This window comes from Spirochaetae bacterium HGW-Spirochaetae-1 (genome assembly GCA_002839375.1).
In the GTDB taxonomy this organism is placed as follows: domain Bacteria; phylum Spirochaetota; class UBA4802; order UBA4802; family UBA5550; genus PGXY01.
Window position 1 is genome coordinate 203,793 of sequence record PGXY01000008.1, and the last position, 16,603, is coordinate 220,395.

The following is a 16,603-nucleotide window of genomic DNA, read 5'->3' on the forward strand; positions in this document are numbered from 1 at the left end:
CATGATGAACTGGAGTGTGCCATGAAAAACGTATCGAACAGAATGAAGGTCATCTATCTTCTGATTCTTATCATATTTATATCCGTGTTCGGCTTGTTCTGGCTGGATTATATCGGCATTTTTAATTTAAGCCGCTATATCAAGGGATACGGAACCGAGGCCCCTTCCGTGATGAATGCTTCCGATGATGAACCCTCGCTTATCGCGCGGGAAGAATTCGAGAAGGAACGGCAGCGTCTCACGGAGCGGATAGAGGATCTGGACAAGCGCGAGGCCCTTATTACGGAAAAAGAAAAACAACTCGATGCCGAGAAGGAAAAAATAGAGGAAGTAAGGCGCGGCCTGAACCTGGAAAAGAAAAAATTCGACTCGGAGCGCGGTGTATATGCCGGGTATCAGAAGAATGTGAAAAAACTGGCCGACAAGATCGCCAATATGCCTCCCGATGAATCGGTAAAAATCATGGTTAACTGGGAGGATCCTCTTATCATTGATGTCCTGCGCCAGATGGATACCGACGCAGAAGCGGCGGGCAGGGCCAGTATTACGGCCTATCTTATAACACTCATGCCAAAGGAAAAGGCCAGCAGGATAATGTATCTGATGACGCAGATTTAAAGGGTCTTCCCATCAGTTGCTTCGGTATTCGATGAGGATTTTTTCTATGGTGCCGAACATTTCCACGGGGTTGATGGGTTTGGCTATATAATCATCCATGCCCGCCTCAATGCACTTATCCCGATCGCCCTTCATGGCGTGGGCGGTCAGTGCGATGATGGGCGTATACCTTCCGTTTTTTTCTTCGAATTTTCGGATCAGCCTGGTGGCCTCATAACCGTCCATGAGCGGCATCTGTATATCCATGAGTATGATATCGAAGACATTCCGCCTGGCTATATCAAAGGCGATGACACCGTTTTCCGCGCTTATCACTTTCCATCCCTTTTTTTTGAGGAGCTGCGTGGCCAGTGTCCTGTTTACCAGGTTATCTTCAGCCAGAAGAATGTTCAATTTTTTTATGTCATGCTTTGCCTCGTCATACAAAGTTTCAGACAAGGATGCTTCATTATCGGGGCAGCTTCCTGAAGAAAGACATTGACCGAGAGTCTCCATCAGCGTGTCGCGGATCACCGGTTTAATTATAAAATTGCTGGCGCCGGACCTGGTGAGAAATTCATGGGCCCGATGCATTTCCAGTGCCGAGAGCATGGTAATGATTACGGGATTTTTATCATCACCGCTGTGGAAAAAATTAATAATATCCGTGCTGTCCATATCATAGGGATTGGAGTCCATGAGTATAAGGCGGTAGTTTTTTCCTGACCGGCTTTTTTTCTGCAGGTATGGTATGGCTTCCCTTGCCGTGGCAGCAGTATTGCAGTTCATTCCATGGAAGGTGAGCAGTTTTTTAATATATTCACGGTTTGATGCATTTTTTTCGATGATGAGTGCGTGTTGACCGGCAATGTTGACTCCCGGGGGGAGAGCATTTTCAGGCTCGCCCCTGCCGGCCAGGGGCAGGGGAATGGAGAAACTGAAACAGCTTCCTTCGTTCACGCGGCTTTCAACCTCTATTGTTCCTCCCATTTTTTCTACGAGCCTTTTGGCGATGGTGAGTCCCAGGCCTGTTCCGCCGTACCGGCGTGAAATGGTGCTGTCAACCTGTCTGAAAACCTCGAAAATATTCATCAGTTCCTGAGAAGGAATCCCGATGCCCGTATCGGATACGGAAAACCTTATTGTGACGGAGCCTGCATCAGTCCCATGCGCTGAAACAACAATTTTTACCTCACCTTCTTCGGTGAATTTAATTGCGTTGCTTAAAAGATTAAGCAGGACCTGTTTGATCCTGAGGGGATCTCCATAATACTGGATGGGAAGTTCGGGCTCGATTTCACAAAGATATTCGAGATGTTTTTCATGGGCCTTCACTGCGGTCATGCGGATGATGGATTCGACGGTTTCAATGAGATTAAACCGGTGCTTGTCGATTTCAAAGCGTTCCGCTTCGATCTTGGAAATGTCCAGTATGTCATTGATTATATCCAGAAGGGACATGCCCGACTGTTTGACGGCTTCAAGGCGTTCCTGGTGTTCCGGTGAGAATTCCTCCATGAGAAGAAGCTCTGTCATGCCGATGATTCCGTTCAGCGGCGTTCTTATCTCGTGGCTCATGTTGGCAATAAAGGCCGTTTTTGCCCTGTTTGCCGATTCAGCCGTTTCCTTGTCGTTAATGAGACGCGAAACATTTTTTTTCTGCTCGGTGATGTTATGAAGAACGGCGAGTATGACTTCGACGCCGTCGACTTCTGTAACGGAGGCCTTGATATTTACCAGGAGCCTCCCTCTCGAACCGGTTATGACCTCCACATCGGTGCTGAACTGATTACTTTTTCGGGAATATTTGTGAAGTTTTTTATGATACCGGTCTTTTTTTTCAACGGGATACAGATCCGATATATGAAGGCCGGTGATGCTTTCTTTATTTCGTTTAAGCAGCAATTCAGCTGTTTTGTTGCAGTCTATTATGCATCCGTCCTGCATGCTGATGAGGAGGATGGCATCACTGACGTTTTCGAATATGATGCGATATTTTTTCTCGTTTTCAACGACCTTGTGTTCCGCTTTTTTTCTCTGGACAATGTGATTCCATTCCCGATAGATCCTGTTTACAATACGGGGGAGACTCTGTATCGATGAATCGGATTTTACCACATAATCCATGACCCCGATCCGCATGGCTTCAACGGCCTTTTCCTCATCTCCCAGGCTGGTAATGATTATGACAGGATAGGTTTCGGTGATATTTTTCTCCCTGAGGTAGGTGAGAATCCGGTCATCGGGCAGGAACAGGTCGGCAATGATTATATGGGGATTGATTCTGGCAAGCATCTCCTCCATGGCCGGAATCGTTGAACAGTGATGGAGAATGTAGTCGCCCTTTGCTGCGAAGACACGGCTGATGAGGGCCGCATGGTCTTCATTATCCTCTATAAGTAAAATGGACTTTATGGTTTTTGTCGACTTTTTATTCATGATCTTCTGAGAACCTTCCCTGATTATTAACGGATGAGGCTGTTGGCGACGCAGACAGCGGGGAAAAGGTGGCTTTGATATACATCCGCCTGGTTCAAAAACAGGGAGAGCGGTTAAACATAAATCAGGTTTTATACACCTTTCCTTATGTTTTTTATCGGGTTTTCCGATGAAATTATTTACTATTATGGCTTATCGCGGGATGCCCACGTTGCATTTCATCCAGTAATCGGCCATTTTTATCATAAGTTCGCTGAAGAGGGAATATTCCAGGGGCTTGACCATGTAGCCATTGGCGTGAAGCTGGTATGCACGCATAATGTCCTGGGGGGCCTGTGACGTAGTCAACACCACTGTGGGGATTGCCTGGGTTTCCGGTGTGGATTTAATTTTTCGGAGAACCTCAAGTCCGTCGATTTTTGGCAGCCGCAGGTCCAGCAGAATCAGGTCGGGCCGTTCTTTTAATTCTTCAGCGGAGTTTCCATTTTTAATGGAAAGATGTTCCAGTGCCATGTTGCCGTCGGTGACATGGTATATAGTGCTTGCCATGGGATGTTTTGTCAGGCTGCGTATTACCAGTTCGGCATGGTCATCATTGTCATCTATGAGCAGAATGCTGAATGGTCTGTTTTCCATGTGCGGCTGTCTCCTGGAGAAAAAGTATTGCATAGGTATCCGCGAGGGTCAAATAGTTTTTCCCGGGATTGTTCAACGGCAGGGTTTCGAGGATTTTAGAGGCTGCGGTGATCTTCCATGAGTTTCAGCAGTTCCTTTTTTCCCTCACTTGATTTCGTCGATGAATAGAAAAGGGCTTCCTTGCCGATCTCAAGCTGTTTCAGTATTTTTGCCGTATTTACCGATCGCTCGTTTCCTGAAACCTTGTCGCACTTGGTGAGAACAATCGCCACGGGTATACGGTTTCCCGTGAGCAGTGCCAGAATTTCCGACTCGTAATCGCCGGGAATCCTGCGGATATCGATGAGAAGAAAAGCCAGCCGGAGATTTTTCCTGTTCATGATATAGGACTTTATCATGGGCAGAAAGGCCTTTTTGATTTCCAGGGGGACTTTCGCATATCCGTATCCCGGCAGGTCAACGACGGAGAGGTTATCGTCGGCGACGAAGAAATTTATCATCTGCGTCACTCCCGGTTTCTGACCGGTTTTTACGAGATTTTTCTTGTTGAGGAGCATGTTGATGAGAGATGATTTTCCCACATTGGACCTGCCGAAAAAGGCGAATTCCGGATAGAGATATTGGGGAAAATCCGATACCTTTTTGCAGCTCTTCAGGTAATAAACGTTTTTAAATTTCATGCAAGTTCCTTTTCCATGAGAATGGCACTATCATCGTCATAGTATCTGGGGCGGATACCCGTCTCCACGAATCCCAGGTGCTTGTAAAATTGCCGCGCCTTGTGGTTGTTTTCATTGACCTCTATGAGAATTTTTTCAGGATGATAGGGATCGAGCTCTCCCGACAGGTGAGAGATCAGGGCTGTCCCGATGCCACGCCGCCTGAAATCGGGGTGTATGGCGATATTATTGAGCTGAATTTCTCCGGCGATGTTCCAGATTACGGCAAATCCTGCAATTTCGTTTTCAGAAAGGGCCACGATAGTGATGGAAAAGCTGTTTCGGAACTCCGCATAAAATAAATCCCTGGTCCATCGCCCCAGCGACAGGGTCTCAATTTCCATTATCCGGTCAAGATCGGCAATGGATGCACGCCGGAATGTAACGGGAAGGTCAGCCATATAGTACCGGTACAGCGGGAGGTGAGGGGGCTCCCGGAAGGAGCCATCCCTCCCTGTTGATATCCTAGTTGTCCTTCGGCACCGGGTTTCTTTTTGAAAGGAAGGCGTCCACTCCCTCGTCCTTGTTTGCAGTCTCACAGAGAACACCGAATTGTTCGCGTTCAAATGTCTGGGCTGCCATGAACTCCATGACCACACCTTCACGAATGGCTTTCATTGCCTGTATGATGGCAGGGCGTCCCTTGGATGCGATGGCTGCCGCCAGTTTTTTCGCTTCTTCAACGACTTCACCTTTGGGTGCGGTCCTGTTGACTATCCCATAGGCTGCCGCTGTTTTTCCATCGACGAAATTGCCGGAAAGGATGAGCTCATAGGCACGTCCCTTGCCGATGAGGCGCGGGCTGCGCTGTGTTCCGCCGTAACCGGGAATAACACCCAGCTTGATCTCGGGAAGTCCCAACTGGGCCGTTTCGTCGGCAAGCCTGATGTGGCATGCCAGGGCCAGTTCCATGCCGCCGCCCAGGGCGAAACCGTTTATGGCGGCGATAAATGGTTTGTCTGCCTGTTCCATTTTATTCAAAAGTCCCTGTCCTCTTTCCAGGTAGGTACTCCCTGCCTTCGCTGTTTTCAGCTGTTCAATTTCCCTTATGTCGGCGCCGGCAATGAAGGCCTTTCCCGCTCCGGTGAAAACGATGACCCTGACGGCATCATCGGCCAGGGCTTTATCAACTGCCGCTTCGATGTCCTTGAGAACGGGGGTAGCCAGGGCGTTCATGGGGGGATTGTTTATGGTCATAATTGCTATACCGGAATCATCCACGGTGTATGTACATGTAGACATGGTGATCTCTCCTTGTATTTTATTTCTGAAGCCTGATTTTTATTATGGCACGGTATGGCCGGGACTTGGGAAATTTCCCTGTTCCGCAGCATGTTTCATTAATAAACCGGAATTGTATCTGTCAATTGTTTTATGGGCACCTTTAAAAATTAGGTTTGCTGCTCATTAGCAGTTTCCCTGGAGATGTCATTCTCACCTCAAAATCCCGATTCGCGGGCCTTGATCAGGTTATATACAGTTTCGTTCACCGGAATGTCCAAGGCGTGTTTTTTCCCGTACTTGATGAACCTGCCGTTAATACTGTCAATTTCCGTTTTACGCTTATTCGTAATATCCTGCAGCATGGAACAGAGATTCGATGCTGTTTTACGGCATACCTCCCTGGTCCGGGCGAGCATTTCCTTTTCATCGAGTGAAATGCCGCATCGCTTCGCCACGGCGACACATTCCCCGACAATGGTATCCTGAAGCCATTGTGAGTGGCGGCTGGATAGTATTTCACCGTTGGGAATGTTCAGCAATGCTCCAATGGGGTTGATGCCGGCGTTTATGACTGCCTTGGTCCATACGGCCAGACCCGGGTCGTCGGTTTGGGCCGCTTCTATCCCGCATGTCTTCAGAATGGAAATGATCTCATGCAGGGCATGCGCGTTATTGCCGCCCAGAACCGTGTCGCCTTTCCCGCCCGGCTTTACACTGTTCTTCTGCGGTTTGAAGGCGCCCATTGAAGTGGTGCCGTAGAGGATGCCCGAATCGGGGAAAACCCGGGCGATAATCTCGTAATTGCCGATTCCATTCTGCAGGGTGATGATGACCGTCTCATCTTCTATATAATTCCTGATATTCTGCATGACCTCGCCCGTGGTGTGGCTCTTTACGAATATGAAGATATAGGCGCAGCCCGATAAAATGGACGGAGTGGTATCGATATTGGGGTACATGATTTCATTCCGTTCGCCGTCCGTCACCGTCAATCCCTGTTTTATAGACAGCACGGTTTCTGTGTCGTTCTCGTAGAGTGAGACCGGGAAGCCGCCTTTCTGGAGATGATGGGCAAAGAGGCAGCCCATGGCCCCGGCTCCCGCAATTCCAATATTCATGTCCTTTTCTCCTTTTTGTGTTTAGGCTGTAACCAATAATGGTGTCATGGTTGTGAACAGGGAATGTCATAACACGGCAGATGGTATTAGTCAAATCATTACCGCTCCACGATTTTATTTATATCCCGATTTTTTCATTAAAGAGGCACTGGCAAAGGGAGAAATAGCTTTTTATGCACTTGACTTTTCGTCGAATGCCTTTATGATGAACAGTGTCTGCACAGGGAATTAACTAAATGAAAATCTGTAACCGTTTAGCCATAATACTCTTCTTTTTCCTTTCTCCCATTCCTCTCGCGGCCGGGAATATTGATCTCGCTGCAGGGGATATGTACATAACGAAAGGATTTGATCTGAAATGGACCGGGTCCATGCCACGGGATTCGTCATGGCTGTATCTTCCCGCGTTGGAAAATGGTTTGAGGAGTATACGCGTTAAGGATATGGATATTCCCTCTCTTCCGAAGAGGAAATTTCTATCCCTCCGTTCATTCAAGCCGGAACATTTTACCATTGTAACATCATTTGCCATTACCCAGGAAAGGATACACGGCCCTGTGCAGGGCATTTATGTGAAGGATATCGGCCAGAACTGGGAAGTTTATATAAACGGCCATCTGGTCCGATCCGAAGTTCATCTCGACGGGGAGGGGTATATTACCTCGCATCGCAATTACAGGGATGTCCTGATCCCTGTCAATCCTTACACGCTGAAACAGGGACAGAACATCCTGGCCTTACACATCATAGGGGATCCCACGGATGTATCCACGGGTCTCTACAAAAACGGCCCGTATCTCATCGGTGATTACGAGTCGCTCGACGAGATGAGATCGGAAAAGATCAGGCTGGTTCTCATGTTTACGTATCTTTTCGTGGGACTCTATCATCTCCTTCTCTTCTTCTACCGGAGAACGGAAAAATTCAATCTCGCCTTCGGCGTTGCAACCCTTTTTATTTTTTTCTATTTCTTCTCAAGAACATACAGTATTTATTTACTCATACCCGATACGAATATTCTATTTCGTATTGAATTTGCCGTGCTATTCCTCATTCTACCCGCAGGGGCGGCCTTTTTCGATCTTTTACTTTTTCGCAAGGTCCATCTTTTTACCATGATATTTACCGGGTTTTATGTGCTCCTGGCCCTCCTGGTGGTCGCGGCACCCACCCCTTTCTGCGTGGATATTCTGAGGATCTGGCAGACAACGGCCCTGATTCCTCTCATGTACATCCTGGTAAACGTGGCCCGCAACTTCATAGCGGATGTCCGCACCGTTCATGGTGGGGGAGAGGGGAAGCGTTCTTTCGCCGGCGCCGCACTCAGCGTTCTCGGTGGCAATGTTTCGGGCAATCTCCTTATAGGTATTTTCGTCATAGTTCTTTCCGCCGCATTCGACATCATCGACGCCGTGTTTCTTTCCCTTGATATCGGTTTGAGCAAATACACGTTCCTTGCCGTGGTTGTGGGCATGACCGTCATACTGGCTAACAGGTTCATCTATGTGCATCGTCAGATCGAAGTCCTCAACACTGATCTGGAGGAAAAACTTCATGAGCTTCACAGTGCCAATGATCAGATCAGCCTTTCCGAGGCCCGGTACAAGGCCCTGGTTGAAGGCGCCAATGATGTGGTATTCACCCTCGATGAGGAATGGAACTTTATCAGTTCCAACAGGACCATGGAAAAATATCTGAAAATCAAACAGAAAGAAATAACGAAGTGGAATTTCCTGGACCTGGTATACGAAGGCGGCGATGATGTTTCCATGAACAGGGAAATTGTGCGTGAAACCCTGGAGGAATTCAAGAGGGAAAAGAAACCCATAAATTTCCGGGCCGAGCTGACGTCCGCTTTCGGGAAAGAGCCCAAGGTCATGCGCATACGCATGCAGTATATCACCATCGAAGGGAAAAACGAGATACTTGGCATGGCTTCCAGCGAAGTAGAAGACTCGCTGCTGAAATATTTTATTACTGAAAAACAGAAATATATCATTGAAAACTTTCTCATAACAGCCGATGAGGTGAGCCGCAGGATCACCCGTAACCTGGTCCGCTACCTTGAACCGAAAAGCGTGGATCTTATACGGCTCGCTCTCCGGGAGATCATCATAAACGCCATTGAACATGGAAACCTGCATATCACCTTTGAGGAGAAATCCGTGGCGCTCATCGACGGCGACTATATGGAACTGGTCGGGGTAAGGCAGAACGACAATGAGTGCCGGCAGAAAAAGGTTACTGTTGAATACTCCCTCAGTCCGAAGCGTGTCATATATCTGATCATGGATGAAGGTGAGGGCTTTGATTTTACGGGCCAGATGAACGAAAGCGAAGAAGTCAATGCCAGGAATCTTCCTCACGGCAGGGGGATTACCATGGCCAGGAATGTCTTTGACGATGTCCAGTACATGGAAAAGGGCAATGCTGTTCAGTTGACAAAAAACTTTTCTTCGTGACCTTTATACCGAGGTTTTCACCAGGTCATCAAGGTTGTTGGCCTTGTCGTGTATATCCTTCATTACCTCTATAATCTTCTGATTCGACAGACTGATTTCCTGGGCCATCTCTGAAAGCTTCTCGATTGTTACCATGGTTTCATTCATAGAGAGGTTCTGTTCCTTTGTGGAAGTGGCTATCTCCTTCGACAGGGTGTCCATCAGCTCGGCATGGGAAACGACGTCTTTTATAGCGATTCCCTGCTGACCCATGAGCTGGGCAACCTCTTCGGTTTTCTCATTTATGGCGCTCACCATTTTGAAGGTGACATCGATGGCTTCCTTGGTGTTGGTCACTATTTTTTTACCTTCGTCGATATCGGCGCTGATGGTGGCTATTTTCGATGATATGAGCTTCGAGTTCTGCGATGTGGCCGAGGCGAGTTTACTTATTTCATCGGCTACGACGGCAAAGCCCCTGCCGTGCTCCCCGGCCCTGGCAGCCTCGATGGCGGCGTTGAGAGAGAGCAGGTTTATACTGTCGGTGATATCGTCGATCATGGAGATGAAAGCATTTATCGAACGGCCGCCTTCCCCGATGACATCCATTTTCTTTATCATGTTTTTCAGGGTGTATTCCGTGATGTTTGTCGAATCTGAGATGACCTTCAGGTGTTCCACAACCTCCATGCTGGCCCGGGCGATATTTTTCTGGGATTGCTTGAGCATCTCGGCCATCTGGTGAGTTTTTTCCCCTTCCTCCTTCTGCTTCACCGTCGAATGGTAGATATTTTCATTGGAACCGGCCAGCTCTTCGAAGGTTGCCGACATCTCCTCGCTTGTGGCGGCCTGTTCCTGGGACAGCTTGGCAAAAATGGAACCCAGGGCCGAAAGTTCCTCGCTGATGCTGATCAGGTCCCTGGAAATGCCGTGTACGGTCTTCACCACTCCCTCCAGGTACACGGCCCGTTCCCTGGTGAGCTGTTCGCTTTTTGCCAGGTCTTTGTTCATGCGCGCCACGTCCTTGCGCATGGTGTTGATCTTGTCGGCCAGGCCCAGCGAAAGAAGAACCACCACGGATGCGGACCCTATCTGAACCGACCAGTTGGTGATGAAATTAGACGGCAGTACACCGAAGGCCTTGAGTGAATAAAGAATGATCCCTATGATCAGACCGGTAAAACCGATGATATAGAATTTGCCCTCCCGCGAGCCCTTGATAACCGAGATGACGGCCATCACCATCAGCGTTGAAGATGTGACAATGGTATTGGCCGTGGCAACGACAATACCCATGTGCGAACCGAAGATCACGGTAACGGGAATTGACAGGGTGCTGGGAATGATGATTATAATTTGAATAATGCGGTGCAAAATGGGAAATTTTTCTTTTGTCTGCATGTAGGATGTGAAAAACATACCAGCCCAGAGAGCAATAAAGGACATGAAAATGGATATATTGTTGTTGGCCCACCAGATGGCCCGGGGCCACAGGTACTGGAAGGCGAAGCCGTTGAGTGTCAATTGAAATCCCACCCATGAAGTAAGGAAAAGTACATAGTAAATATAGCTCCTGTCCCTGATAGAAAGGAAAATGAACAGATTGTAGAAGGCCATTATTATCATGAGTCCATAGTAAATCCAGAACAGGGGCAGTTCTTTCAGCAGGTGGTCGATATAGGCGCTGTTGGACCAGAGTACGAAGGGGAAAGCCATTGAACTGGTGGTTTCCACGCGGATATAATAAGTTTTAGCGCCGGGATTCTGCTTCAGGGTGAAAATGATGTTCCGGTCCTGAATATCCCGCATGGTGAAGGGCATGTGGTCCCCGGTTTTCCGTACATTGACGGTACCATCATCGAGAATGTCAAAGAGCTCCACTGTGTCCAGAAGGGGGTACTGCATTTCGAGATACCATTGCTGCTGCCGTGACGAAGTGTTCGTGATGGAAAAACGGAACCAGTAAACCGACTTGGTGAAGCCGAAATTAACTGCGTCTGTAGCGGACTGAACCCATTTCAGGTCCTTTCTTGCCATATCCTTGAAGGTGTACTCTTTGTTTTTATCTTCCAGGTAGAAAACGTTTTGCGTTATGTTTTTATTTGATAACCACTCATCGACCAGTACGGGCCCGGCAAAGGAAGACATGGCGGGAAGGAGCCACAGGATGAGAATCAACGCGGTCTTGGTAAAATATGCTGTTTTCATAATTCCTGTTTTGACTCCTTTTTTTTACACGGGTAAATCCTTTTTATTGATTTCCCGGTTAGAATGTAAAAATGTAATACAATCAGATATCATTTTTTCTGCAGAACTGTTTCATCGACGTGTGCCGCCTGATTTTCATTGATTATACCAGGGACAGGGTTTTCCCCGAAGGGGAAAACCTTTCACGATTAATGAAGGCGAGGCGCCCGTTTTTTACTACCATGAGGGGATTGCGGCAGGCCCCGATATCCTGCAGGGGATTTCCGTCGAGGACGACCATATCGGCGGAAAAATTTTCTTTTATCCGGCCGATCGTATCACCCATTCCCAGTATCCGGGCATTGTTTACCGTGGCGCTCTTAAGCGCTTCTCCATTGCTGAAACCGAGTCGGGTGAGGGCCTCCATTTCCCGGACAAGGGTGCCGTGATAGCAAAAAGGAACCCCTGCATCGGTGCCGCAGCCGATGAGCACACCGGCTTCTTTCATTCTCCGGACATTATCGGGCCCGTATTTCAGAATACCGTAATAGAGCTCGGGCCTGGTGAGCATGATTCCCCTGTCGTAGCATTTTTCGCATCCCAGCTTTTTATACCAGGCCAGGGCTTCCATGTTGGCCCGGTGGATATCTTTTTCAATAAAACGGTCCAGGTTCGATATCAGGTACTCCCGCCTGATCCTGACTTCGTTATCGATATAGTCATTCCTGAATTCTCGCGGCACTTCATCATAGGCCTCTTCCGAAGCGAATACCTGGCCCACGGTCATGGTGGGAACGATGGCGATATTTTTTTCCGCCATGAGTTTTATTTCTTCGTCGCTGATTCTGGCGTCGCCGATGGTATGCTCCATGGAATTGATTCCGTACTCGAGTCCCCGGTCGAAGCCGAATTTTCTGTGGATGTGACCCGCCACGGGAAGATTATGTTGTTCAGCGAAATCAAAGATTATCTTCAGGTGTTCGCCGCTGTATACGGGAATGACGCCCTTGCCGCACATGAGGGAAAGGTTATCCATGGTGAGCTTGATGAAGGAGGCGCCGTTTTCCAGGCTCTCTTTAAGGCTGTCCTTCAGTTCCCTGACAGAAGAGAACCACACGCTGCTTTTGCCCGTGAGGAGCATGGTGGGTTTGGCGAATATGCTTACGTCCGAGGGATCAATATCGGGATGCCCCCCCTTTATGTTGGTAATGCCGTTCTCAATCTGTTGGACATGGTTGCGTTTCAGCTGGTACAGGGTGGTTGATACTCCCCAGAAATCGAACTGTCCCGCTCCAGGCAGCGTTGTATGACAGTGGGCGTCTATGAGGCCCGGTATGACGTATTTCCCTCCGAGATCAATGACGGCAGAAAATCCCGAAAGTTCGCTTCGGGCTGCTGCCGGACCCAGGGAGGAAATTTTTCCCCTGTCAATGATAAAGGAACTGCCGGGTATGGCCCGCCCTGTCATTACATCGACAATGGATGCGTTCGTGATGAGCATGGCACCGGAATAATCCAGTTTCGGAAGGGAACGTGCAGGAATGGAGGCGCAGCCCGAAAGGTCCGCCGCGGCAAGGGATGTAATTCCCAGGGCCGACATGCGCAGGAAGTCCCTGCGGGACAGTTTATCATTACCAGGGTTTTTCACTCGATACCATTAAGCAGTATTATACCGGCATTTATTTCATTATGGAAAAAGTGAAAATGGATGTCTATCACTTTAAACATTGTTCAGGAAAAAAATATCAGGTATGATTTCATTTTCCCGGTATGCGATACTATTGTAATTTATCAATTGCGATTGACGACACAGTCAAGGCATGGTATCGGTGCGGACATGTCAGTTTCATGTTTAATAGTCGAGGAGGATATATGTACAAGCTCTGCTTTTATGTGCCCGGGAGTCACCTGGAGGAAGTGAAGAGCGCTCTCTTCGCTGCAGGAGCGGGGAAAATCGGCGATTATGACTGCTGCGCCTGGCAGACACGGGGAACCGGTCAGTTCAGGCCCCTGAAAGGGAGTAATCCCTATATAGGGAGACAGGGAGAGATAGAAACCGTGGATGAATACAAGGTGGAAATGGTCTGCGAGGACCATCTCATCGAAGAGGTGGTGCGAGCCATGAAAAAGGCCCATCCCTATGAAGAACCGGCCTTTGATATATGGAAGCTTTTTCTTTTTCCTGATTGACGGACCGGACCGTCTGGTCATCCCCGCCGGGGATTTTTAATCCGGTCCTGCATGAGGTGAATCATATTCAGGTATTCCTTCTGGCGGAGAATGAAGTCCTTCACCAGTTCATTTTTTTCCAGTTCCTGCTGAAGAAGTATGTATTCCGATGATTTCTCGGCCTGGATCGGCTCACCCTGCCGTCCCTTGCGAGTAAGTTCTTCGCCCAGCATAACCAGCCGCGCCAGGAGTTCCTGGGATTTGTGATCCCGCTTCATATCCTCCTGTATCTCGTGATATCTGTCGGTGATATCATGATTTTTAATGAGGGACGAGAGCTCGTTGGCCTTGGCTATTATATCCGAATAGTCTTCACTCATTGTCGGGATTACCACAGTATCTTCATGGGATTCAGGAGTCTATTATGGTGCCAGATAGTGAAGTGGAGATGGGGGCCCGTGGAGAGTCCCGTGGAGCCAACCTTGCCGATGATGGAACCGGCTTTGACTTTCCGTCCGGGAACCGTTAAAATCTGTGAAAGGTGTCCATAGAGCGTCTTATAGCCGTCGGGGTGGACGATGATGATGGCCTTGCCGTATCCTCCCATCCATCCCGTTGACTGGACATAGCCGTCCCGTGATGCTCCTACCCAGGTACCCTGGGGAGCGGCAATATCGACGCCGTTATGAAAGCTCTGGACCTGAAAGATGGGGTGGCGCCGCGAACCGAAGAAAGAACTGAAACGACCGCCCAGGGGAGACCGGAACATTTCCCGCAGCGTATACTGCCGGGCCAGCTTCTCCGTCATGGTGAGAGTGCTGGGCCTGGCATTTTTAATGAACACGGCTATGGGCTTTGGCCGGGAAAATATGCCGTAATAGAGTCGGAAAAAGAGGGGGAGTTTCTGAACGATAATATCCTCCTCCCGGACCTGGTAGAATTCAGCCAGCGCTTTGATCTGCCGGAATTCCGTTATGAAGGCCAGGATGCCGCTTTCCGATGGAACTACAATCTCCTGCTCCATGCGTGCCAGGAGGTCGTTCCAGTATGGATTGGCCCCGATGAGAGTATCGATATCAACGGAACTGTCCCTGGCAATTTTCCAGAAATTGTCCTTCCGCTGTATGGTGGTAACGGAGAGACGCATATCTTCGAATGATACATTATTTTTAATATATCCGATGTATTCATCTTCACCGGTAAAGAGATTCTTTGTGTCGACTATTTTTTCGATTTGTTCTGTTCCCGTGCTGGAAATCAGGGGCGGGATGATTATGATCATGGAGATTGCTACGGTGAATATAATTATGCCGATTATTGTTTTTATTTTCATAGTCTATTGTAATTCTCCTGTTCAGAGTTTTACCCTTTATTCAGCTGTTTTTTCTATATATAGCGTTCCGGTTAACATCTCTGATCTGGACAGCCAATAATAGCAGTCCTTCCGGCAGGTTTCTTCCTGATTAAATGTCTCCTATTATTTTATGTCGGAGTCAAGAAGAATTTTTATAAAGACAATAGAGCATTTGTATAATTTTATTTGCTATAAAAAAAATTATATTCTATATTGATTTTTTATTGAATTTTAATAATTGTTATGCTACATTTTATTATGCAACAATGTATATATTACCGGTGAAAGGATATTTGTATCAATATTATATTACCGATGGTGGAAAAAATGAAAATTAAAGCAATGGCTTTGAAATCCTCAATCATCTTCGCAGTTCTTCTCATCGCCGTTTCTGTCATGGGGAACCTGTTTTTTACAGAATTTCTTTCACAGGAAAAACTGAAGCTGATGCCCATTCCCCAGGACTACAGGAACTATTTTCTTCTTCAGTCCATTGACGATGACACCCATGTTATAATCGGTGATTTTACCGGATCAGAAAAACTTGTCTCCCAGATACAGGATCTGAAGAGCGATAACCAGATAGACAAGGTCGTAGAGTACTTCCCCGATAGCGGCAAGTATAAAATCCGCAAGGCCTCGTCGTCGTCCTTCGTTAAAAACCTGAAGGACCTGAAGGCCGATATCATCAGCGGTAAAATATTCGCCGAAAGCTATTCCTATAAAATGAAGTCTCTGGACACGCTGAAATACAAGATCAAGGACGGCACGGATATCTTCCCTTATAACTTCGGGCATACGGTAAAATTCTATGATCCCGATGAACCTACAACGATTATGAGTGAGTTTTTTTTCTCGAAAAGATATGGACGCTATGATCTCATTTTCAAGACCAACTACTACAAAATTTATAAAATGAAGATAAAGCCCCCGGTCCCCTTCTCGGTGTATTGCAAAAATTCCAAGGATCCCTTGATCGCGGAAACGGTGGAAGAATTATATAAAATGCTTGCAGAATAGTGATGCAATTATGATTATTTTATTCTTTTCAGGAGAGTTATCATGAAACAAAGAAAGCAGTATATCATAGATAAAAATTTTCAGCTGAAAACGACCTTTTCCATCATTGCCATCGTTTCAGTCATATCGGCCATAATCATCGGCGGTATAGCAACCAACATTGTGTACAACAATGTGAAAATAAAAAACATCTATGAGATCGAGGATAATATCGTTCATTTTCTCACCTCTCGCCCCATCTCGGGACAGGACGAGGCCATGGTCAATGCCATGAGGGAAATCGCCATCAACCACAGTGAGAATATGGAAACCCTCAATGTTATCATTGAACTTAACCAGATTCTTCTTGTGGCTCTTATTGTAGCTATAGTGCTGCAGAGCATCCTGCTCTATGTGCTTCTTATCCGGAAGACCCACAGAATATCGGGACCTATTTTCGTCATGTCCAATTATATCAAAGAGGTGATCGACGGCAAGTGGCCCACACCGCGGCCCCTCAGGGACAAGGATGAGCTCAAGACCTTCTACCATCTTTTTACCCAGATGGTCAATGTGCTGAAGGAGCGGGATAAGAATCAGAAATAGTAATTCCCCTGATTGATGCTTCCCTTATATGAAAAACAGAGGCCGCCGGAGAAAGGCGGCCTTTTATAATTAATTTATTCATTGAGCAATTCAAAAGAAATACAGGGCTGAATA

The 16,603-nt window shown here is 47.5% G+C and carries 15 protein-coding genes; 5 read left to right on the plus strand and 10 right to left on the minus strand.

Annotated features, from left to right (window positions below; all coding sequences use genetic code 11):
• Nucleotides 1–21 precede the first annotated feature (21 nt).
• Nucleotides 22–618: a flagellar protein FlbB gene (locus CVV44_17025; GenBank protein PKL37335.1), complete on the plus strand. Its 597-nt coding sequence runs from the start codon at nucleotides 22–24 to the stop codon at nucleotides 616–618.
• A 12-nt stretch (nucleotides 619–630) separates the two neighbouring features.
• Here the strand turns inward: CVV44_17025 and CVV44_17030 are convergent, their stop codons facing one another.
• The 6 genes from CVV44_17030 to CVV44_17055 form a co-directional block, all read right to left on the minus strand.
• Entirely contained in the window at nucleotides 631–3,036 is a 2,406-nt protein-coding gene (locus tag CVV44_17030; GenBank protein ID PKL37336.1) for a hypothetical protein, read from the minus strand.
• Between the two features lie 192 nt (nucleotides 3,037–3,228).
• Entirely contained in the window at nucleotides 3,229–3,672 is a 444-nt protein-coding gene (locus tag CVV44_17035) for a two-component system response regulator (GenBank protein ID PKL37337.1), read from the minus strand.
• Nucleotides 3,673–3,767: 95 nt separating this feature from the next.
• Nucleotides 3,768–4,352, minus strand: a complete 585-nt coding sequence (locus CVV44_17040) for a YihA family ribosome biogenesis GTP-binding protein (GenBank protein PKL37338.1) — start codon at nucleotides 4,350–4,352, stop codon at nucleotides 3,768–3,770.
• Entirely contained in the window at nucleotides 4,349–4,792 is a 444-nt protein-coding gene (rimI, locus tag CVV44_17045; protein PKL37339.1) for a ribosomal-protein-alanine N-acetyltransferase, read from the minus strand. The genes CVV44_17040 and rimI overlap by 4 nt, the downstream gene beginning before the upstream one ends.
• A 64-nt stretch (nucleotides 4,793–4,856) precedes the next feature.
• Entirely contained in the window at nucleotides 4,857–5,633 is a 777-nt protein-coding gene (locus CVV44_17050; protein PKL37340.1) for an enoyl-CoA hydratase, read from the minus strand.
• A 197-nt stretch (nucleotides 5,634–5,830) separates the two neighbouring features.
• Entirely contained in the window at nucleotides 5,831–6,733 is a 903-nt protein-coding gene (locus CVV44_17055; GenBank protein ID PKL37341.1) for a hypothetical protein, read from the minus strand.
• Nucleotides 6,734–6,969: 236 nt separating this feature from the next.
• Between CVV44_17055 and CVV44_17060 the strand changes: the two genes are divergently transcribed.
• On the plus strand, nucleotides 6,970–9,195 hold the full coding sequence (locus CVV44_17060; GenBank protein ID PKL37342.1) for a hypothetical protein: 2,226 nt from the start codon (nucleotides 6,970–6,972) through the stop codon (nucleotides 9,193–9,195).
• A 3-nt stretch (nucleotides 9,196–9,198) separates the two neighbouring features.
• Here the strand turns inward: CVV44_17060 and CVV44_17065 are convergent, their stop codons facing one another.
• Both CVV44_17065 and CVV44_17070 read right to left on the minus strand, forming a co-directional pair.
• Nucleotides 9,199–11,382 (minus strand): hypothetical protein, encoded by a 2,184-nt coding sequence (locus CVV44_17065; GenBank protein ID PKL37343.1) that lies wholly within the window; start codon nucleotides 11,380–11,382, stop codon nucleotides 9,199–9,201.
• Between the two features lie 142 nt (nucleotides 11,383–11,524).
• A complete protein-coding gene (locus CVV44_17070) occupies nucleotides 11,525–12,961 on the minus strand; it encodes a hypothetical protein (GenBank protein ID PKL37344.1) in 1,437 nt (478 codons plus the stop codon).
• Nucleotides 12,962–13,233: 272 nt separating this feature from the next.
• On the opposite strand from CVV44_17070, the gene CVV44_17075 reads away from it, so the two are divergent.
• Complete coding sequence (locus CVV44_17075; protein ID PKL37345.1) at nucleotides 13,234–13,551, plus strand: NGG1p interacting factor NIF3; 318 nt, start codon at nucleotides 13,234–13,236, stop codon at nucleotides 13,549–13,551.
• A 17-nt stretch (nucleotides 13,552–13,568) separates the two neighbouring features.
• Here the strand turns inward: CVV44_17075 and CVV44_17080 are convergent, their stop codons facing one another.
• Both CVV44_17080 and CVV44_17085 read right to left on the minus strand, forming a co-directional pair.
• Entirely contained in the window at nucleotides 13,569–13,910 is a 342-nt protein-coding gene (locus CVV44_17080) for a hypothetical protein (GenBank protein ID PKL37346.1), read from the minus strand.
• Between the two features lie 8 nt (nucleotides 13,911–13,918).
• Nucleotides 13,919–14,863 (minus strand): hypothetical protein, encoded by a 945-nt coding sequence (locus tag CVV44_17085; protein PKL37347.1) that lies wholly within the window; start codon nucleotides 14,861–14,863, stop codon nucleotides 13,919–13,921.
• Between the two features lie 336 nt (nucleotides 14,864–15,199).
• On the opposite strand from CVV44_17085, the gene CVV44_17090 reads away from it, so the two are divergent.
• Together CVV44_17090 and CVV44_17095 are read left to right on the plus strand one after the other, a co-directional pair.
• The gene (locus tag CVV44_17090; GenBank protein ID PKL37348.1) at nucleotides 15,200–15,904 is read left to right on the plus strand and encodes a hypothetical protein; all 705 of its coding nucleotides are present in this window, start codon (nucleotides 15,200–15,202) and stop codon (nucleotides 15,902–15,904) included.
• Nucleotides 15,905–15,946: 42 nt separating this feature from the next.
• Nucleotides 15,947–16,489, plus strand: coding sequence for a hypothetical protein (locus tag CVV44_17095; GenBank protein PKL37349.1), 543 nt, complete (start codon nucleotides 15,947–15,949; stop codon nucleotides 16,487–16,489).
• Nucleotides 16,490–16,603: the final 114 nt, after the last annotated feature.